This window comes from Paenibacillus mangrovi (assembly GCF_022898935.1).
In the GTDB taxonomy this organism is placed as follows: Bacteria; Bacillota; Bacilli; order Paenibacillales; family Paenibacillaceae; genus Paenibacillus_AQ; species Paenibacillus_AQ mangrovi.
This window is the reverse complement of record NZ_JALIRP010000022.1, coordinates 1-20,320: the sequence shown is the minus strand read 5'-3', so window position 1 is coordinate 20,320 and position 20,320 is coordinate 1. Positions and strand designations below refer to the sequence as shown.

Annotated in this window: 17 protein-coding genes and 2 pseudogenes; 15 read left to right on the top strand and 4 right to left on the bottom strand. The window is 48.5% G+C overall.

The genetic code is table 11. From position 1 onward, the window contains the following. Window positions 1-293 precede the first annotated feature (293 nt). Genes sufC through sufB form a run of 5 tightly spaced genes read left to right on the top strand, consistent with a single transcriptional unit; the run spans window position 294 to window position 5,462 of the window. Complete coding sequence (gene sufC, locus MUG84_RS26765; protein WP_244731219.1) at window positions 294-1,076, top strand: Fe-S cluster assembly ATPase SufC; 783 nt, start codon at window positions 294-296, stop codon at window positions 1,074-1,076. A 23-nt stretch (window positions 1,077-1,099) separates the two neighbouring features. Continuing rightward, window positions 1,100-2,404, top strand: coding sequence for a Fe-S cluster assembly protein SufD (gene sufD, locus MUG84_RS26760; RefSeq protein ID WP_244731218.1), 1,305 nt, complete (start codon window positions 1,100-1,102; stop codon window positions 2,402-2,404). Next, complete coding sequence (locus tag MUG84_RS26755; RefSeq protein ID WP_244731217.1) at window positions 2,401-3,612, top strand: cysteine desulfurase; 1,212 nt, start codon at window positions 2,401-2,403, stop codon at window positions 3,610-3,612. Before sufD ends, MUG84_RS26755 begins: the two co-directional genes overlap by 4 nt. Continuing rightward, window positions 3,612-4,037 (top strand): Fe-S cluster assembly sulfur transfer protein SufU, encoded by a 426-nt coding sequence (sufU, locus tag MUG84_RS26750; protein WP_244731216.1) that lies wholly within the window; start codon window positions 3,612-3,614, stop codon window positions 4,035-4,037. The genes MUG84_RS26755 and sufU overlap by 1 nt, the downstream gene beginning before the upstream one ends. A gap of 27 nt (window positions 4,038-4,064) precedes the next feature. Next, window positions 4,065-5,462 (top strand): Fe-S cluster assembly protein SufB, encoded by a 1,398-nt coding sequence (gene sufB, locus MUG84_RS26745; protein WP_244731215.1) that lies wholly within the window; start codon window positions 4,065-4,067, stop codon window positions 5,460-5,462. Between the two features lie 87 nt (window positions 5,463-5,549). Here sufB and MUG84_RS26740 read toward each other — a convergent pair whose 3' ends face one another. Both MUG84_RS26740 and MUG84_RS26735 read right to left on the bottom strand, forming a co-directional pair. Beyond that, a complete protein-coding gene (locus tag MUG84_RS26740; protein ID WP_244731214.1) occupies window positions 5,550-6,599 on the bottom strand; it encodes an HD-GYP domain-containing protein in 1,050 nt (349 codons plus the stop codon). Between the two features lie 92 nt (window positions 6,600-6,691). Beyond that, a complete protein-coding gene (locus MUG84_RS26735) occupies window positions 6,692-7,414 on the bottom strand; it encodes a molybdenum cofactor biosynthesis protein MoaE (protein ID WP_244731236.1) in 723 nt (240 codons plus the stop codon). A gap of 133 nt (window positions 7,415-7,547) precedes the next feature. Here MUG84_RS26735 and MUG84_RS26730 point away from each other — a divergent pair, with 133 nt between their 5' ends. From MUG84_RS26730 to MUG84_RS26685, 10 genes and pseudogenes are all read left to right on the top strand, one after another. Further along, window positions 7,548-8,984, top strand: coding sequence for a bifunctional metallophosphatase/5'-nucleotidase (locus MUG84_RS26730; protein ID WP_244731213.1), 1,437 nt, complete (start codon window positions 7,548-7,550; stop codon window positions 8,982-8,984). A 20-nt stretch (window positions 8,985-9,004) separates the two neighbouring features. Continuing rightward, window positions 9,005-9,832 (top strand): undecaprenyl-diphosphate phosphatase, encoded by an 828-nt coding sequence (locus tag MUG84_RS26725; protein ID WP_244731212.1) that lies wholly within the window; start codon window positions 9,005-9,007, stop codon window positions 9,830-9,832. 139 nt (window positions 9,833-9,971) lie between these two features. After that, entirely contained in the window at window positions 9,972-11,084 is a 1,113-nt protein-coding gene (locus MUG84_RS26720) for an HD-GYP domain-containing protein (protein ID WP_244731211.1), read from the top strand. Window positions 11,085-11,096: 12 nt separating this feature from the next. Continuing rightward, window positions 11,097-13,334: an MMPL family transporter gene (locus MUG84_RS26715; RefSeq protein ID WP_244731210.1), complete on the top strand. Its 2,238-nt coding sequence runs from the start codon at window positions 11,097-11,099 to the stop codon at window positions 13,332-13,334. A 112-nt stretch (window positions 13,335-13,446) separates the two neighbouring features. After that, on the top strand, window positions 13,447-14,559 hold the full coding sequence (gene yfkAB, locus MUG84_RS26710) for a radical SAM/CxCxxxxC motif protein YfkAB (RefSeq protein ID WP_244731209.1): 1,113 nt from the start codon (window positions 13,447-13,449) through the stop codon (window positions 14,557-14,559). A 17-nt stretch (window positions 14,560-14,576) separates the two neighbouring features. Further along, window positions 14,577-15,932: a hemolysin family protein gene (locus MUG84_RS26705; RefSeq protein ID WP_244731208.1), complete on the top strand. Its 1,356-nt coding sequence runs from the start codon at window positions 14,577-14,579 to the stop codon at window positions 15,930-15,932. Window positions 15,933-15,942: 10 nt separating this feature from the next. After that, window positions 15,943-16,974 carry a sporulation integral membrane protein YtvI gene (ytvI, locus tag MUG84_RS26700; RefSeq protein ID WP_244731207.1) on the top strand — a complete coding sequence of 344 codons (1,032 nt, stop codon included), beginning with the start codon at window positions 15,943-15,945 and terminating at the stop codon, window positions 16,972-16,974. A gap of 181 nt (window positions 16,975-17,155) precedes the next feature. Then, a complete protein-coding gene (locus MUG84_RS26695) occupies window positions 17,156-17,383 on the top strand; it encodes a spore coat associated protein CotJA (RefSeq protein ID WP_425313287.1) in 228 nt (75 codons plus the stop codon). Continuing rightward, entirely contained in the window at window positions 17,383-18,036 is a 654-nt protein-coding gene (locus MUG84_RS27725) for a spore coat protein CotJB (protein ID WP_425313286.1), read from the top strand. Before MUG84_RS26695 ends, MUG84_RS27725 begins: the two co-directional genes overlap by 1 nt. A 39-nt stretch (window positions 18,037-18,075) precedes the next feature. Continuing rightward, window positions 18,076-18,306: pseudogene (locus tag MUG84_RS26685) on the top strand (manganese catalase family protein); the annotation flags it as partial. 72 nt (window positions 18,307-18,378) lie between these two features. On the opposite strand, the gene MUG84_RS26680 reads toward MUG84_RS26685, so the two are convergent. Then, window positions 18,379-18,534, bottom strand: a complete 156-nt coding sequence (locus MUG84_RS26680) for a hypothetical protein (protein ID WP_244731206.1) — start codon at window positions 18,532-18,534, stop codon at window positions 18,379-18,381. A gap of 886 nt (window positions 18,535-19,420) precedes the next feature. Then, window positions 19,421-20,320: pseudogene (locus MUG84_RS26675) on the bottom strand (transposase); the annotation flags it as partial.

Sequence of the window (20,320 nt, the reverse complement as noted above, 5' to 3'; positions counted from 1 at the left end):
TTGAGGCGGGAGCGCCTTTTTTGCGGGTGTTTGTTCATGGAAGATAGAGGCAAGAAATATAGAAGCAGGCTTGGTTTTTGATAGCTGCGCCTGCTTTCTGCAATTATTTCATTTCTTGCAAGCCGGAGCGGTTGATAAGAGTCTGACTTTATTATAAAATTAGTGATAATCAATGAGAATCAATTTAGATTTATTTTAAGTTGATAATTATGATTGCTTGAAATCGGGGAGGTCATCCCTGTTTAAATAGGCTTTCTGATTTCGGTAAAACAATAAATGGAGGGATTAACGCAATGGCTACTCACTTTACCATCGAGGGACTTAAAGCGGAAATTGAAGGCAAAGAAATTCTCAAAGGAATTAACCTGGAGATGAAAGGCGGAGAAATTCACGCCATCATGGGACCTAACGGTACTGGTAAAAGTACCCTCGCCTCTGCGCTTATGGGTCATCCTAAATATGAAGTAACGGACGGCAGCGTAACGCTGAACGGGGAAGACGTATTGGACATGGCTGTTGACGAGCGCGCACGCGCAGGCCTGTTCCTGGCTATGCAGTACCCAAGCGAGATCACAGGTGTGACAAACTCCGACTTTTTGCGCAGTGCCATCAACGCCCGCCGCGAAGAAGGTCAAGAAATCTCCTTGATCCGTTTTATTCGTCAATTGGAAGCAAAAATGAAAGAACTTGACATGAATCCGGAATTTGCACACCGCTACCTGAACGAAGGCTTCTCCGGCGGTGAGAAAAAACGGAATGAAATCCTGCAAATGATGATGATCGAACCAAGCATCGTAGTATTGGATGAAATCGACTCCGGTCTGGATATTGATGCACTGAAAATCGTTGCTAGCGGCGTGAACGCGATGCGCAGCGAAGACCGTGGTTTCCTTATCATTACCCACTACCAGCGCCTGCTTAACTATGTTAAACCTGACTTCGTTCACGTTATGATGCAAGGACGCATTGTTAAGTCCGGCGGACCTGAGCTTGCAGAACGTCTGGAAGCTGAAGGCTATGACTGGGTTAAAGAAGAGCTTGGAATCGAAGACGAGACTGTAGGTCAAGAAGCGTAAAAAAACGGAAGGAGGAAACGCAAATGACAACACAAACCATTCTTCCGGTTAACGCTGAAGGCTTGCGTCAATTGTCCGAACAAAGACAAGAACCAACCTGGCTTACGGAAAATCGACTCAAAGCATTGGAGCTTGCGGCAAGTCTCGAACTGCCTAAGCTTGAGAAAATGAGAATTGAACGCTGGGATATCCAAAACTACGGCAGCTCCAAAGAGAGCGCGCAGCTAGCATCCTTGGCGGAGGTTCCCGCTTCTATTCAAGAGCTGGTTAAGGATCAGGAATCCGGAAGCCTGATGATCCAGCGCAACTCTGGTGTGGTATACACCAAACTGGCGCCTGAGCTTGCTGAAAAAGGTGTGATCTTTACCGATCTGCAAACGGCTGTTAAAGAACACGAGGAGCTTGTAAAAGCTCATTTGCATACGGCGGTTCAAGCGGATGAGCATTCAGTTAGCGCGCTTCATGCAGCACTTTGGAACGGAGGCATCTTCCTCTATGTTCCGAAGAATGTTGAAGTATCCGTACCGCTGCAGGCTGTGTTTTTGACAGATGATGAGGAAGCGACCTTTGCGCCTCACATTCTGATTATTGCTGACACCAACAGTTCGGTTACCTATGTAGATAACTACGTATCCGGCGACAGCACGAAGGCCGTTACCCACAATGGAGCGGTTGAAATTTTCGCTAAGTCCGGTGCTAAAGTCCGCTATGCAACGATTCACCAGATGGGAACGAACGTAACGGATCTGAGCTACCGCCGCGCGATCATTGACAATGATGCATCCATGGAATGGATCGTCGGCGAAATGAACAGCGGCGACACCATGAGCGATACGTATTCAATCCTGAAAGGAAACGGTTCGACTTCCGATTCGAAAATTATCGCTGTCGGCTCCGGATCCCAAAAGCTGAACTATACGACGCGTGCCAATCACTTCGGCAAATCTTCCGAGTCCCAAATGATCACCCGCGCTGTCATGCGTGAGGAAGCTACGGCGATCATCAACGGCATCACGAAGATCGAAAAAGGCGCAACGAAGTCTGATGGACAGCAAACGGAAAAAGTGCTCATGCTGAGCCCTAAAGCCCGCGGGGATGCGAACCCAATCCTGCTGATCGATGAGGATGATGTTAAAGCAGGCCACGCGGCATCCGTCGGTCAAGTCAATCAGGAGCAAATTTATTACCTGATGTCCCGTGGCATTTCGCGCGAAGTAGCTGAATCCCTCATCATCTATGGCTTCCTGGCACCGGTCGTTTCCCAAATCCCGCTGGAGAGCCTCCAGAAGCAGCTTCAAGCTGTTATCGAAGGGAAGTTGGGACAATGAACAACGCCATTCGCGAGCAGTTCCCAATTCTGAAGCAGGAGATTAACGGCCATCCTCTGGTTTACCTTGACAGCGCGGCGACTTCACAGAAGCCGCTGGCCGTGATTGAAGCGATGCGGCATTATTATGAATATGATAATGCGAACGTGCACCGGGGTGTGCATACGCTCGGCAGTCGTGCTACCGATGCTTATGAAGGCGCACGCGAAAAAGTGGCGAAGTTCATTCATGCCAAGAGCACGAAGGAAATTATTTTTACCCGCGGAACGACGACAGCCCTGAATATGGTTGCTTCGTCATACGCACGCTCTATTCTGGGCGAAGGCGATGAAATCGTCCTGACACCGATGGAGCATCACAGTAATCTCATTCCATGGCAGCAGGTGGCAAAAGCCACCGGTGCCGTGCTCAAATATGTTAAACTACAAGAAGACGGTTCAGTTACTTTGCCTGAGGTCGAGAAAGTGATCTCGGGCAGAACCAAAATTGTATCCATGGCTTATGTCTCCAACGTTATGGGCGTCGTGAATCCGGTGAAGGAAATTGCGAAGCTCGCACACCATCACGGTGCCGTCATGGTTGCGGACGGAGCTCAAAGCACACCTCATATGAAGATTGACGTGCAGGATCTGGATTGCGATTTCTATGCTTTCTCAGGCCATAAAATGTGCGGACCTACCGGTATCGGCGTGCTGTATGGCAAAAAAGAGCTACTTGAATCGATGGAACCCGTGGAATTTGGCGGCGAAATGATCGATGATGTCGGTCTGTACGACTCCACGTGGAAGGAGCTCCCTTGGAAGTTTGAGGGGGGCACTCCGATTATTGCGGGAGCTGTAGGACTCGGGGCAGCCATTGATTTCCTGGACAGCATCGGTATGGATGCCATTGAAGCGCATGAGCATGAACTGGCTACTTATGCAGTAAACCGTTTGTCCGAAATTGAAGGGCTAAAGCTGTACGGACCCCGTGAGCGGAAAGTCGGCCTCGTGACGTTTAATCTGGGCGATGTTCATCCGCATGATGTGGCAACGGTTCTGGATGCCAGCGGCGTTGCAATCCGCGCGGGACATCACTGCTGCCAGCCGCTGATGCGCTGGCTGGAGGCAAGTTCTACGGCCCGTGCAAGCTTTTATCTGTATAATACCAAAGAAGATGTGGACCGTCTGATCAGCGCATTAATCCAGACAAAGGAGTATTTTGGCTAATGCAACTTGATGACTTGTACCGGCGCGTGATTATGGACCATTATAAAAATCCGCGAAACCGGGGAAAATTCGAAGACGGAACCGTTACGGTGGATTTGAATAATCCGACCTGCGGCGACAAAATTTCGCTGCAGCTCAAGGTGGAGAACGGAATCGTACAGGATGCCAAGTATACGGGGGAAGGCTGCTCCATCAGCATGTCCTCCGCCTCAATGATGACCGAAGCCGTCAAAGGCAAAACGGTTGAAGAGGCGCAGGAACTTGCATCTCGCTTCTCTTCGCTGATGCAGGGGGAAGACGTACATTTTGACGATTATGAAGATATTGAAGCCCTGTCCGGAGTAAATAAGTTTCCTGCGCGCATCAAGTGCGCCACGCTGGCGTGGAATGCACTACGCAAAGGAATTGACGAGGATCAGCATTAATCATAAATGATAGGGAGGTTCAAACCCATGGCTAAAAAAGCCCCTGAAATAGAAGAGTACAAATATGGGTTCCGCGATGAGCACAAAGCGGTTTTCCAAACGGGCAAAGGTTTGACCCGTGAGATCGTAACCGAAATTTCCAAAATCAAAAATGAACCAGAATGGATGCTGGAGTTTCGTTTGAAATCCCTCGAGCAGTTCGAGAAAATGCCGATGCCAAAATGGGGCGGCGACCTCGACGAGCTGGACTTTAACGATATCCAGTACTACGTAAGACCTTCCGAAAAGCAAGGCAAGACTTGGGAGGAGGTTCCTTCCGAAATCAAGGAAACCTTCGACAAGCTAGGTATTCCTGAAGCGGAGCAAAAGTTCCTCGCCGGCGTATCCGCCCAGTACGAATCCGAAGTCGTATATCACAATATGCAAAAGGATCTGGAAGATCAGGGCGTTATCTTCATGGATACCGATACGGCTCTGAAAGAGCATCCGGAAATCTTCAGAGAGCATTTTGCATCCGTTGTTCCTCCATCCGACAATAAATTTGCGGCTTTGAACAGCGCAGTGTGGTCCGGAGGAAGCTTCATCTACGTTCCTAAAGGCGTTAAATGCGAAATCCCGCTGCAGGCGTATTTCCGCATCAACTCCGAGAACATGGGACAATTCGAACGTACGCTCATCATCGCGGACGAAGGCAGCTTCGTTCACTATGTTGAAGGCTGTACAGCTCCAATCTACAGCACCAACTCGCTGCACAGTGCGGTCGTCGAGATTATCTGTAAAAAAGATGCTCGCGTTCGTTATACTACAATCCAAAACTGGGCGCCAAACATCTACAACCTCGTGACCAAGCGTGCTGTTGCCGAAGAGAATGCAACCATGGAATGGGTGGACGGCAACATCGGCTCCAAGCTGACGATGAAATATCCTGCGGTCCTCTTGAAAGGACGCGGCGCGAAAGGCATGGTATTGTCCATCGCGGTTGCAGGCAAAGGCCAGCACCAGGATGCCGGAGCGAAAATGATTCACTTAGCTCCGGATACCACCTCGACGATCGTATCGAAATCGATCAGTAAGCATGGCGGTAAAGTAACCTACCGCGGTCTGGCTTCCTTCGGACGCAATGCCGACGGCGCGAAAGCCAACATCAAATGCGATACGCTGATTCTCGATAATGAATCCACTTCGGATACAATTCCGTACAACGAGATCAAGAATGACAATATCGTTCTTGAACACGAAGCTACGGTTTCGAAGGTATCCGAGGATCAATTGTTCTACCTCATGAGCCGCGGTCTGACCGAAGCGGAAGCGACGCAAATGATCGTTATGGGCTTCATCGAGCCGTTTACGAAGGAACTGCCGATGGAATATGCGGTAGAGATGAACCGTTTGATCAAATTCGAAATGGAAGGCAGTATCGGATAAGCTTGTGTGTCTATTAAGCTTCCGTTCGCCAAAAAAAGTGTCCCGGCAATTCTGCCTGGGACACTTTTTTATTTTAGATATAAAATTTTATAAGAAAATCTGATCGATACCGATATCACGCTCGGAGGAGAGGTCAACAAACCGTTCTTTGGTGTTCACGAGCGGGCGGAAGAAGTCAGCGGGATTGGTCATAACGATGGTGCCTCTTTCTCCAGTTGTGAGAATGACATTTTTGCCGATGAAGTTAGGAAGCATATGGCGGATAAATGCCTGGGTAGCATTGGCGCTGAGCTTCCCAAAACTCATGCTGTGCAGCTCACGCATAACCGTAAGCAGCTCCTGCTTGGACTGATAGACGCGATTCATGCTCATAGCGCTGAATACGTCAGCTATGGCCGTAATGCGCGAGAAAGGATGGATATCTTTTTTGTCGAGAGCATGTGGATATCCGCTGCCATCATCACGTTCATGATGCTGGAGGGCAACGAGTGCCGGGATGGTATCAGGCGAGGAGGCACGGATGATGTCATGTCCGTAAATCGTATGAAGCTTCATTTCTTCGAACTCTTCTGGAGTAAGTTTACCTGGCTTGTTCAGCAAACTTCCCGGAATCCGGCACTTTCCGATGTCGTGAAGATAGCCGGCTCTGCCTGCTTCATAGGCTTCCTCTTTGGAAAATCCGAGCCAGGATGCAATGTAATAGGATAGAATGCCCACCTGCATCGAGTGATTATATGTATAATCGTCATGCTGGTCAATACAGAGCATCAGTGAAACAACGTCTTTATGTTCCTTTAATTGATCGACCAGAGGCTCCATGATATCATCAACCACGGTTTCATTAAAGCGGCCGGTTGCTAACGCTTCCAAGTACATGGACTCGAATCCGTCTACAGCTTGCTCTAAAAAGGGTTTTGTTTTTAGTAAATGCTCATACTGCTGGGAGCGGAGCATCAAGATCTCCGGCTGATGAACAGCAGGCTCAACATCCGCGTAGCTAACACCGTGCTGCATCAGCTTATCGATACCTTCCTCATTCAGCTTCGTCCCTTTTTGCAATACGTGAAGACCGAATTCGCTAAAGGTATCTGCAAGCAGCCGATCGCCCGGCTTTAAGTCTGTGACATGCACTTTCAAGCAATACGTCACTCCATTCTTCAAAAATCGACATCTGTTATCAACTATCATATCAAGAAAAAATTGGATTGACAATGCCAAGATTGCTAGATCTAAAGGCTTGCTGTTGGGTCCCAGGGACCTTTTTGATGGCCTTTCCATTCGGAACCATCGTCCCAGATTTCCTTTTTCCAAATTGGGACCGATTGCTTGAGTTTTTCAATGGCGTACCGGCTGGCTTCATAGCAATCCTCCCGGTGTCCGGTTGAGATAGCAATAATGACGCTGGTTTCCATAATATCTACCTTGCCAATCCGGTGTGAAATGGCGCATAAGGTACCCGGCCAGCGGGAATCAATATCTTTGCCGATCGCTTCCAGCTGGGAGAGTGCCATTGGGATATAGGCCTCATACTCCAGATGCACCGTGCGCTGGTCACCGGTCATTTCGCGAGTTGTACCTACGAAGGAGAGGGTCGCTCCATGGTTCGGATTCAGCACTTTGGACGTCACTTCATCGATCGAAAGAGGCTGGTCCGTAATGCAGTAGCGGCCGTCCTTGGATAGAGCATGTACGGAGTCCTGTCCGTCGCCCCCGGAAACGGGTGGGATCAGAGCAATTTCAGCTCCTTCCGTAATAAGGTAGTCCCCTGGTGCATATTCCTGATTTACAGCGACAAAAGAAACGGTAATCTGTGAGGCAGCCTCCGGGTAGGTCTTTGACAGCTCTATTTTCAGCTCATCAGCGGTTATTTCGGATTTTTGAACAGAATAGGAAAGAACAGAGGTTTGCAGCCGTTCTGCAAGACCAGCAAATAATTGAATGCGAAGAAGCATAATGTTCACCTCAAACATGGATGTTAGTCTATCCAATATACCATATCCGTTTTGAAAATGTTATGCTAATGCCTTAGGGGCTGCTTGTGACTTTAGCCCAATTGCACCCGGAAAGAAAGGAAGGACTTTAGCTATGCAGGGGAACCAGCCTAAATGCATTACCATACTGCACACGAATGATATACACAGCCATTTTGAAAAGGTGAGCTCCATTGCAGCATATATAGCCGGCCAGCGCGAGAAGAATAGCGGCAGTCCTCTGCTAGTGGTAGATATCGGCGACCATATTGACCGGACGGCCGTGGAAACAGAAGGTACCATGGGCGGAGCCAACGTCGATATCCTGAATTTGACCGGATATGACGTTATTACAATAGGAAACAATGAGGGACTGACGCTGACGCCTGAAGATCTCAGCCGCGCCTATGCAGAGCTAATGGCTGAAGTGGTGTGCTGTAATATTATTGAAAAGACAACGGGTGCCCCTCCGGTCTGGATGAAGAAGCACACCATCATCGAAAAGGGGGATGTCAAAATAGGGATTACCGGCGCCACGGCTCCGTTTTCGGCGTTCTATGAGCTACTAGGCTTGGATGCACTCGAGCCAGAGGATGTGATCCGAAAAGAGGTCGAGGTGCTTCGTCCCCAAGTGGACATCGTGATCCTGCTATCCCACCTGGGGCTGGCGACGGATAAGCAGCTCGCAGAGCATGTTCAGGGCATTGACTTGATCCTGGGAGGGCATACCCATCATCTGCTTGAACAACCGCTTCAGATCGGCAATACGACGGTTTGCGGGGCAGGAAAGTTTGGGGAATACGTGGGCAAAATCCGGATGGAGCAGCAGCAAGATGGTACCTATCTTGTAACGGAAGGAGGCTGTGGACCGGTTGATACGGATGTACTGGATGAAGCCGTCAGCAGCGCGCTGGTGAGACATAGGCTTCATGCTGAAGAGGCTTTAAGTGAGACTGTGGCGGTTACAGATCGTATCTTGTCCCTGGATTATACGGGAGAGTCCCCGTTTGGCAATCTCCTAGCGCAGGCTGTGCGCAGATACACCAAGACGGAAATTTCGCTGGTTAACACCGGGCAGCTGCTTGGACCTCTTCCAGAGGGGGAGATTTCGTATGGCCTGCTTCATACGCTCTGTCCATCACCGGTTAACGCCTGTGTTGTCAAGCTCAAAGGGAGGGACATTCGCCGCACCTTGGAACAAAGCCTGCTTCCAGAGTTCTGGAGCCGCGAAATTAGAGGCTTTGGCTTCCGTGGCGAAATTTTGGGAAATATAGCGACTGATGGCTTGGAAGTCTTGTACGATACAGGCGCTATCCCTTATGATAGGATTGTCCAAATTACACTTAGAGGTGAGCAGCTGCAGGACGAACAAGAATATGAGGTTGGAACGCTTGATATGTTCACTTTTGGCATCGGATATGAGCATATCGCTTTGGGACATAGTCCCGAGTTTCTGCTGCCTGATTTTCTCCGCGATCTGCTTCGCCTGGAACTGCAGCGTCCGAGTAGTATGGATGAAAGTGAGCAAAACAGATGGGCACAGGCCCACTAATATTTCCTGGGGAGGAAGAAATGGATACAATTACAGCAATCATTTTGGGGATTGTGGAAGGAATTACGGAATTTATTCCCGTTTCATCAACCGGCCATATGATTCTGACATCGAAGCTGCTTGGCTACAATGATCAGGATCCGATCATGAAAACTTTTGAGGTGGTTATTCAGCTAGGGGCGATTCTCGCAATCACAGTGGTATATTGGCGGCGCATTCTTGATTTATTCGGTATTAAAAGAATGAATACCGATGCAGGCAGTCTTGTCCCGCGTAAACGTCTGAATCTGCTGCATGTTTTTATCGGTATCGCACCAGCACTTATCGTTGGTTATGTCGCAAGGGACTTTATTAAAAGCTTGTTCACTGCAAACACCGTCCTTTGGGCATTGGTTGTCGGCGGTGCGTTTATGATCTTTGCGGAATGGTTTAATAAGACGAAGGCCACAATTACAGCTGAAACCATGGATGATTTGTCTTACAAGCAGGTGTTTATGATCGGTATATATCAGATTCTTTCCGTATTGTGGCCGGGATTTTCGCGTTCGGGCTCTTCGATTTCCGGCGGAATGCTGGTAGGGGCAAGCTATAAGGCCTCGGCGGATTTTTCATTCCTCATGGCGATTCCGATTATGTTCGCAGCATCGGGTTATGAAATGCTGGAATCCTATCAAAACTTGACCAAGGATACACTGGGGCTGTTCGCGATTGGATTTGTTACCGCATTTGTAGTTGCTTATTTCGTTGTCCTTTTATTTATGAAGTGGATTCAAAAAATTCGGCTAACGCATTTCGCGATTTACCGGTTTATTTTGGCCATCGTTTTTTGGCTGTTTATCATGCATTAATTCCGTCTTTTGCCTGGCCAAGGAAGGTGTAACCCGGAATACGGTATCGGTTCGTTACTTGAACATTCATCTACAGATTAAGCGAATAACGGCGCCTTGGCCGCCTAAGTCCGTTATTCAGGGCAGGAGAGGATAAGCTTTGCGTTTGGTACCCGTTCGAAAGCTGCAGGAAGGAATGAGGATCGGCAAGAAGATTTACAGCGATGAGGGCATTATTCTTCTGGCTGATGGCGTTGAATTGACAGCTTCGCTGATCCGCCGGCTCATTGAGCTGGACATCGGCTATATTTACATAGAAGATGGTTTGACAGAGGGGATCGAAATCCCGGAAATGCTTCAGGAGGAAACACGCCGCATTGCGCTGCAGAATATCCGCAAAAATTTTAAGCGCCTGTCCGAAACCTCAAAAATAGCAAAGGGTTACTATCATCTGGGAAAAGATTTTGGCAAAGTGATGGAGTCCATCCTCTGTGAAGTCAGCTCCCAGGAAGATTCGATGATCCTGCTTATGGATATGAGTACGGCGGACCAATATTTGTATAAACATTCCCTGAATGTCTGTGTCTATACGCTCGTTCTCGGCATTGCCAACGGATATACGCAGGAGCAGCTGATGGTGCTTGGTCTGGGGGCGCTGCTGCATGATATCGGCAAAACGCAAATACCACAGCGTGTCCTGTTCAAGCCCCAAAAATTAACGGATGAAGAGTTTCGAATGATGCGGGCTCATACGGACATCGGCTACAAAATATTAAAAGATGAGCCGAATATTCCTCTTCTGGCCGCTCATTGTGCCTATCAGCATCATGAGAGGTTGAACGGGAGCGGGTATCCGCGCGGGATTAAGGGTAGCGATATACATGAATACGCCCAGTGGGTGGCCTTAGCGTACTCCTATGATGCGATGACCTCCCATCGGGTTTACAGACCAGCCATGCTGCCGCATCAGGCCGTAGAGGTCCTGTATTCAGGCTCAGGCACGTTGTACGAACAAAAAAAGCTGGAGCTTTTCCGGGACAGGGTGGCGATCTATCCGCCGGGACTAACCGTGAAATTAAGTACAGGCGAAACAGGCGTGATTTCGAAAATTCATTCAAACATGCCGCATCGTCCTGTCATAAGGATTTTTGGCGATGCAGAAGGTCAAATGCTGCAGACGCCTTATGAAATGGATCTGGCCCGAACGCTGTCTGTCATTATTACAGAGGTGGATGGAGGAGCGGAAGCGGAGCCCATTTCTTTAGAGTATTAAGGAGGCAGATCCATGGAGCGACAGGTCAAAACACCGATCCGGCAGTGGGGCAGGTTGATATACCGCTACCGCTGGGCTGTCGTTACAGCATGGGTCTTTTTGATTTGTTTTCTCGGTTTTTTTGCTGTTCGCACACCGTCTCTGCTTCATGACAGCGGCTTTGTACCAACCGGGAGTTCTTCCGAACGCGGGATTACTTTTCTCGAGAATAAGCTGGGAATGTCCGCGGCTTCTCTAGATATCGTGCTCGAAAGCACGTCAGGAGAGAATCTGACGACTTCTGAAGCGCAGAACCGGATTTGGGAAGAGCTTGCTCCGCTACGCGCTCAGTCGTTTGTGCAGGATATGTACCCAAGCATCATCACTCGCCGTCCCGCTACAGACGATATTACGGCTTTTACCGTACTGCTTAAGGAAACATCGAGTGAAGCTCTGGGGCATTTTGAGGACATTAAGGCAGCCGTACCGCAGGTGAGTGGAACCCATACATATATTACTGGTAATTTGGCCGTGTATCACGATATGAGCAGCGCTGTGAAGCATGATCTTGTACGGGCTGAATCCTTCGGAATTCCAGCGGCGCTTTTGATTTTACTGCTCCTGTTCGGCACACTTCCCGCCGCAGTATTACCGATCGCGGTCGGACTTGGAAGTGTAGCCGTTACCATGGGTAGCCTTTATTTTGTAGCGGCTCAGGGCATTTCGCTAAGCAACTATCTGCCGAATATGGTCACCATGCTCGGTCTTGCTGTGGGGATCGACTACGCGCTCTTCATGGTGAGCCGTTTCCGGGAAGAGCTGAGAAGCAGGACGATCGAAGAAGCGCTGAGCATAGCCTGCCGGACGGCAGGCAGATCTGTGCTGTATTCCAGTGGGGCTGTAATGGCCGGACTGCTGGCACTTTGCTTAATCCAGCTTCCCGTTTTTCGTTCACTGGCTTTAGGTGGAATGATGGTTGTACTGGCTTCTGTGCTCGCCTCGAGCACTCTTCTACCTGCACTGCTAGGTATCCTGGGACACCGGATCTATGCCTGGCCGGTCAGATTTCGGAAAAAGCCAGGGGTCGGCAGCGGAGGAAGTCAGGCGTGGATCCGCGTGTCTGAGTTCATCATGGCACGTCCGGCCGTAATTGCTATTGTGGTTGCTGCTGCTCTACTTGCAGCAGCAGTGCCGGCCCTAAATATGAAGCTGGGAATACCGTCTGCTGAAGTACTTCCTCCAACCTATACGTCCCGGTACGGGGCTGAACTGATGAAAGAGGCTTATGATATGAAAGAGGCCAACGCTATTGTAATTGCTGTGGAGTTTGGACAGCCCTATCAGGATCCTGCCTCAATCCGGTTGATGAAATCGTATACGTCGAAGCTTAGAAATATGTCCGGCGTGCACAGGGTTGAAAGCTATGCCAGCTTTCTTAAGGAAGATTCGAATGTTATCAGCAAGGAGCTTCAGACTGAGGTAGAGAGGCTGCATGTTGCTAAGGGTAACGCCGCGGTCATTGGCGTTGTGCCGGAGAACGGGGAATCCGACCCAGCCACTGTCAGGCTGGTGCAGGAGCTTAGGGAACATCCACCGCAAGGGTTGCGCAGCTTCTATGTGACGGGATCTCCTGCTTATAAGCTCGATATTATGGATAGAATTCAAAACAGCATTCCTTACGTACTGGTCACCGTGCTGCTGCTGACCTATATGATTCTGTTTGCTGCATTCCGTTCGGTTATACTACCGCTGAAGGCGGTGGTTATGAATTTATTAAGTCTCGGAGCCAGCTTCGGACTGATAACGCTTGTTTTTCAGCAGGGATATGGTGCAGACTTGATTCATGTCAGTTATACCGGAAGCGTTTTTGCCATCCTGCCGGTTCTCATTTTCTGTGTCGTCTTCGGAATCTCAATGGATTATGAAGTCATGCTGCTCTCACGTATAGCGGAGTCATATGGAAACGACAGGAATAATGAACGGAGCACAGCCATAGGATTGCAGAGAACCGGGGGAATGATCACAGGAGCAGCGCTCATCCTGGCTGTCGTGGCAGGTGCATTCATGTTTACGGACAACGAGCTCATGAAAGCACTCGGACTGGGTTTGACCGCTTCTGTTCTGATCGATGTGACCATCGTTCGGATTCTGCTCGTGCCTGCTCTGATGAAACTGATGGGCAGGGCCAACTGGTGGCTTCCAGAATGGTTATCTTCCTTTGCGAGGATTAAACCGGAGAAAGTACAGGAAGACTCTCACCGCTCGATTTAAGGCAGCGGGAGAGTTTTTTTTCACTTCATGGTATGATAAAAGGAAGCATATATATCGGTTGGTAAAATGCTTGTTTGATTGGTTTAAATAAAGAAATAAGGTGAGGAAAAAAATGAATACTGTTAAACTGTCACCCAGCAATGATCCTTGGGATCCCATTGGTTCGCTTCGTACTTATGGCCGTCACGTGCTGACGAGCGTGGAAATGACAGTCACTCATTTATGCAACATGCGCTGTGAGCATTGCGCCGTAGGAGATATGCTCGTGATGAAGGAAGCTGATTTTTTGCCGCTGGATTTGATGCTGAAAAGACTGGATGAAGTCGAGCATCTGCAAACGATCAGTCTGACCGGGGGCGAGCCGTCCTTCCGTGAAAAAACCGTGAACGAGGTTATTGTGCCTTTGCTCCGTTATGCCAAGGAACGCGGCATTCGGACACAGATCAATTCCAATCTGACGTTGGATATCAGCCGGTACGAGAAAATGCTTCCGTATCTGGATGTCATGCATATTTCATTTAACTATTTGAACGGCGACGATTTCCATGAGGTAGGCTTTGCCAACACCAATCATTCGGTACCAAAGGAAACGGCTTACCGCATGTACGATAAAATGATCGAAAATGCCGTTAAGCTGAGCGAAGCGGGCATGTTTATATCTGCTGAATCGATGATTAATTATCGTACGCATACAAAACTAGCTGGAATTCACAAACTAATACAGGAAATGGGCTGCAAACGTCATGAGGTCCATCCGATGTATGCCTCCAATTTTGCCACTACGCTACCGGTCCTCTCGCTAGAGGAAACGCGCAAGGCAATTGTTTCTTTGCTGGATGTAAGGGATCCGGATATGTGGATGCTGTTCGGCACCTTGCCGTTCTTCGCATGCAGCAGCAATCCCGAGGATATGAGGCTGATCCGCCGTCTTGCGTCGGAGCCGAATGTCACGGTCCGCAATGATCCAGACGGCCGCAACCGCGTGAACGTCAATCTCTTTTCCGGTGATGTCTATGTGACCGACTTCTCGGATGTTCCTCCATTCGGGAATATTCAGAGCAGCCGGCTTGACGAAGTTTTTACCGCATGGCAAACGGATCATCCGCTGAACAAAACGGTCAACTGCTACTGCGATGCGGCAGGCTGCTGCGGACCCAATTTACTCGTGAAGGATATGTATTATAAGGATACTGATTTTAGCAGAAGGCAAGCTAACACATTATAAGAAATGGGGAGTTTCATTTGGACGGGGAGTTAGAAATAGGCAAGCTATTATTCAACCTTTTCCTGGTATTGCTGCTTGTATTCTTTAACGGGGTATTTGTCGCGGCGGAGTTCTCGCTTGTTAAAATGCGTCAGTCCCGGCTGACACAGCTGGTGAGCGAGGGCAACCGAATGGCGAATTATGCTTTGAAAGTAAACAATAAGCTGGATGCCTATTTGTCTGCGACACAGCTTGGAATTACGCTGGCATCCCTGGGACTGGGCTGGATTGGCGAACCTGCTATCTCGCATCTCCTGGTGGAGCCGCTCATGTATAAAGCGGGAATTACGGATAGCACGCTGATCACGACGGTGTCTGTCATTCTCGGGTTCTGTGTCATTACCTTTTTGCATATCGTGCTTGGGGAGCTAGCACCAAAATCCCTGGCGATTCAGAAAACAGAAGGGACAGCGCTGCTGCTGTCCGCTCCGCTCATGCTTTTTCATAAAATATTTTTTCCGGTTATCTGGCTGCTGAACGCATCCGCCAACGTGATTTTACGGTTATTCGGCGTAGAGCCAGCTACGGAATCAGAAGCTGCGCATTCTGAAGAGGAAATCCGCATATTAATGAATCAGAGCGCCAAAAGCGGAGTTATTGACAAGGATGAAATGAAGCTGATGGACAACATCTTTGAATTCTCCGATCTGCTGGCGCGCGAAATCATGCTGCCGCGTACAGACATGGACTGCCTGTACACGAATAACACGCTGGAAGAGAATCTCAAAATCATCAATGATACCAAGCATTCCCGCTATCCTGTTGCAGTGGAGGACAAGGACCAGATCCTTGGATTCGTGCATATTACTGATTTTCTGCTTGCGGACCAGGAGCATCAGAAGGAGCTGACTCCACTTGTACGTCCGATTCTGAACGTGCCGGAGTCCATGGAGATCAGTCATGTACTGCGTCTCATGCAGAAGAAACATGCCCAGCTTACCCTGGTCGTGGACGAGTATGGGGGGACGGCTGGTATGCTCACAGCGGAAGAGATTCTCGAAGAGATTGTGGGCGAGCTGTACGATGAATTTGAGGATGAACGTCCGGACGTGGAAGTTCAGGAGGATTTCATCTCCGTGGACGGCCGTATGCTGATTGAAGATGTGAATGACCTCACCGGCGTAGTCATTGAGGATGATGAGGTGGATTCGATTGGCGGTTGGCTGTTCAAGGAACTGGAAGGAAATCCGGTCGTGGGCAAAACGGTTCAGCTGAACAATTTTATATTCGAGGTTGAGGAATCAACCAGACTCCGGATTACCCGGGTCAACATCCACCGCGTTGCCGCAGCCGAGACAAGCAGTGAAGAGGAAGGGGCGGACAACGAGGATTAAGAGGTGAGTAATGTCAGGGAAACAGCTGCTTCTCATCGGATTCGGGCTTTTGCTGCTGTATATTTTGTTTACGGCAGGAGCACCGTTTCTGCTGGCTGCCCTGGTCGCCATTTCGCTTGAGCCTGTGCATGGCATCATGATGGCAAAATTGAAATGGAACCGGGTTGCGGCCGCTTCCCTTACATGTACCTTGTTTCTGCTTCTGGTTCTGCTTCTGGTGTACATGCTGGGGCTGCAGGTATTCAGTCAGCTTGTGGAATACTGGAAGAATGCCCCATCGTATTTTGCGGCCGCTAATGATTTTACTCAAAATACGATGATACAAGCCCGGGGATGGCTCGACCGCATCCAGCCTGATCTGGCTGAAAGCTTACGGGTTTTGCTGTCCAACGTAACACAATATGCGGAATCCTTTGCCAATACATTGTCATCTTCATTTTTGAATTTTGCCAAAGGAATTCCCGAAATGTTCATCTTTTTTGTCGTTTTCTTTGTTGCGGTGTACCTGTTCAGCTTCGGTCTGCCTGTCATCCGTTCAGGGCTGTTGTCCTTGTTTGAAGAGGAAATGCAGGGGCAGATCCAGCAGGTGCTGCACAGTCTGAAACGGTCTATTTTCGGCTTTATACAGGCCCAGATGATACTCAGCGCATTTACGTATGTCGTCACGTTAACAGGACTGCTCATTCTTAAAATTCATTATCCGCTTGCCATCGCCATGCTGGTCATGTTCGTGGATATTTTGCCGATCCTGGGCGTGGGCTCTATCCTGATTCCATGGGCTGTATATTTGTTCATTGTGGGTGATTCCTACACCGGCTTTGGGATCTCGCTTCTGTTCATTATCATTACGGTAGCAAGGCGCGTGCTCGAACCGAAAGTGATCGGCGATTCTGTCGGCATCGGCGCGCTTTCGGCACTGGTCAGCATGTATATTGGTTTTAAGCTGGTTGGCGTCATTGGCGTCTTTATCGGGCCGCTGGTGGTGATTATCTATTCAGCAGTTCGCAAGGCGGGATTATTCCAGATTAAAATCAAATTTTAACGAGCAATATGCATGAACTCCTTGGACAAGTTTCGGCTTGTTTCGAGGAGTTCTTTCTTTTTCCTGACAATTTTTTGTTCAGTTTCCGCGAATGCCTCATATGCTAGTTACGAAGAGACTGATGGCCTCCCGTGTCATCGGCCTGATACCATGATGCGAAAAGGAGGAGCTTTTGGTGAATGTGAACTACAATCAGGTGCGAGTCTATAGGCCCTTTATCGGGCCGTTTGATCCATGTCCGCCGATGATGTACAGATCGTATGTCGTTCCACCCAACCAATATATTACCTTTCAACCAATGAATTGGCCGCAGTTCAGCCTGCAGGAAGCTCTGACGCGCGGAACTCTCTGGCCTCATCTGTTCAGCCCTTACAATCCGAACCGAAGTGAGCAGGAAGGGGGAGCCTGATGTCCGAGAATGTGAAGCCAGTAAATATTAGTCCGGCAAACATCACTCCGAGCAATGTGAATCCGGCAAACATCATGCCGAGTAATGTGAATCCGCCAAACATCATGCCGAGTAATGTGAATCCAGCAAACATCATGCCGAGCAATGTGAATCCGGCAAACATCATGCCGAGTAATGTGAATCCAGCAAACATCATGCCGAGCAATGTGAATCCGGCAAACATCATGCCGAGTAATGTGAATCCGGCAAACATCATGCCGAGCAATGTGAATCCGGCAAACATCATGCCGAGTAATGTGAATCCGGCAAACATCATGCCGAGTAATGTAAGTCCAGCAAACATCATGCCGAGTAATGTAAGCCCGGCAAATGTAAAGCCGGAAGCGATGAAAGGAGCAGCGATTGATCAGCATTATTATGAGCTTTTGGAGAAGATCCAGGTCATCGATTTTGCATTGCTGGAGCTAAACTTGTATCTGGATACGCATCCGGATGATTGGAAAAGTATTGAACAGTACAACTGTCTGGCCCAAGAAAGAATTCCGCTTGTCCGCCGGTTTCAGGAGCTTTATGGTCCTCTGCTCAATTTCGGCCATGCATATTCCAAATTCCCGTTTGAATGGCCGCAAACACCTTGGCCTTGGCAGGTATGAAAAGTGTGATCATTTTCTTAGAGGAGGCGGTGCAAACTCATGTGGGTATATGAGAAGAAGCTGCAGTACCCGGTTCGCGTCTGTAAATGTGATCCCAAGATGGCAAGGTATTTGCTCGAGCAGTATGGAGGCGCTGATGGAGAATTGGCCGCGGCCTTGAGATATTTGAACCAGCGGTATACCATTCCTGATAAAGTGATCGGCTTATTGAACGATATAGGCACCGAAGAATTCGCCCATCTCGAGATGATTGCAACAATGATCTATAAATATAACATTTCCAATATGCAACAATTAATATGGGCAAAAAAAGGGGATAATAGCCGTATAAGCTATTGTCCCTTATTTCCAAAATGATGGTAAGTTTAAAGCCACCTCAATGAACCTCTTCATATCCAATTCCCCAATGCTTGTAGCTATGCCAATTCCATCTACGATTACGGTTTTTTCATCATCTATGATTGCTTGTGATTCTTCCATTGTAATCGATGCTTCCATGGTGAGAATCTCCTCTCATGATGGTGATATTAAGATATATGAATGCTCCGCTTGTCTCAATTCGAGGTTTCAATCATCACTATTAATTTTTTATTGCTAATGAACTCTGAAAAATTCGATTGCAACGCCTTCATTGGAGCCTTGTTTCATCGATTATGAGTACTGTTTTGCTGCTCCTGTCTTTTATGACATCGGCAAATTTTTCAGGACAAGGACGCAATTTGAGTGCTATATTGACGCAGACACCGTTGCCGCCTTCCAGGAAGGCTACAACCGAAAGGCGAGAGAACCTTTGCCCGAGGAGTGGTATGCGCTTTCCAAGCTTGCTGATATATCCACCATGCTCCACCTCATCAACAAACCGGAAATTCCTGACGGATGGGGAGCGGCCATAGACTGCGAGATAGAGAAAAATTTGGAACTGATACTGGCCGGGAAAGCCGGTCAACTAATAGTGCCGTTATCGTATAAATGAAATGGAATCTCGGATAAGTAAGACAAACATGAATCATTGAGCTCCCTCTATATGATTCAGTTTCCTCACTCAGACTCATGAATTCGCAGGATTTCACCCTAGATTAAGATGAGAGAAGAAGACATGAATGAGCTTGTGGCTGGATTGAAATGGAAAGGGGTATGCACAAATAAAGGTGAGTCACACTCCACCCATATTGTCCCATTTATGCACGTCTCCACTTCGCCTTAGCGATTCTCGCTCCCATGTCTCAACGGGTCTATGCCCTTTCATTCCTTAGTCACATCTAACTAAGGGGTGGAGGTCGGTCTTTCTAACGGAACGGGTCCGAGCCCTTTTGCGTAACGTCTCCCGATACTCCGTGCTTCTTTTTATCCTGCGAATGCATGAGTTGGTGAGGATCGATTGGTTTTATGCGGCCTGTGGGAAAACTTTAGACGAGTCGTAAGCTTCGCTGCTTTTAGCCAGACCGACAAGCATACGCGCAACTTTACCACATAATTTCATAATAGATTTCATCTTTTTTAATTTTTTTTCCTCAACATTGTAGTGGTGTAAAGCCCGAACTTCTGGATTAGTCATAACCATACACATCGTAATGAGATAGAGAAAATGACGCAGACGTGGACGACCGCGTTTGCTAAGCACCATTTTTCCTCGCCATTTCCCTGAACTGGCCTCAGCTAGATTCAACCCTGCATGCCGCAGCAGAGCATTTCCATGCGAATAGCCACTTAGATCACCTGCCTCACCGAGTACGCCTGCTAGACTCGTTGCATTGACGCCTCGTATTCTTCAAGCAGCTTCTGTGCGTAAGGAATACGTTCAAGAATGAGATGGAGCTCGTGCTCAATCTGTTCAAGTTGGCGTTTCGCTAAGTCATATTCTTCAAGCAATTGCCCAAGATGAAGCTTGTAAGCATGGAGTGCCTGAGTGGTTCCAACACTGGATTTTGCAAGTGAAATGAGCAGTTCAGCGCGTTTAACTCCAGCATGACGCTTCACATATTGCTTCCAACCGTCGAGGATCTGTTCCGTGTTTAACCGACTGATTTCTTTCGGTAGAGGAAAGGTTCTGAGTGTTGCGATGGCACTCGTGCAGGTAAGGATTTTTTGAAGACCTGTCGCAACTCGGGAAAGACAATGTCTACCCAACGATGAATCTGATTAACAGCACTGTTGAGGCGCTTGGTAACCGTCTCTCGGTTAGCCATGAGAATACGCAGTTCCTCGTATGCTTCTGGATGAAACCGAACAGGGGAGTAGTACCCGTTTTTGATCATATCTGCAATGACAAGGGCGTCCTTACGAT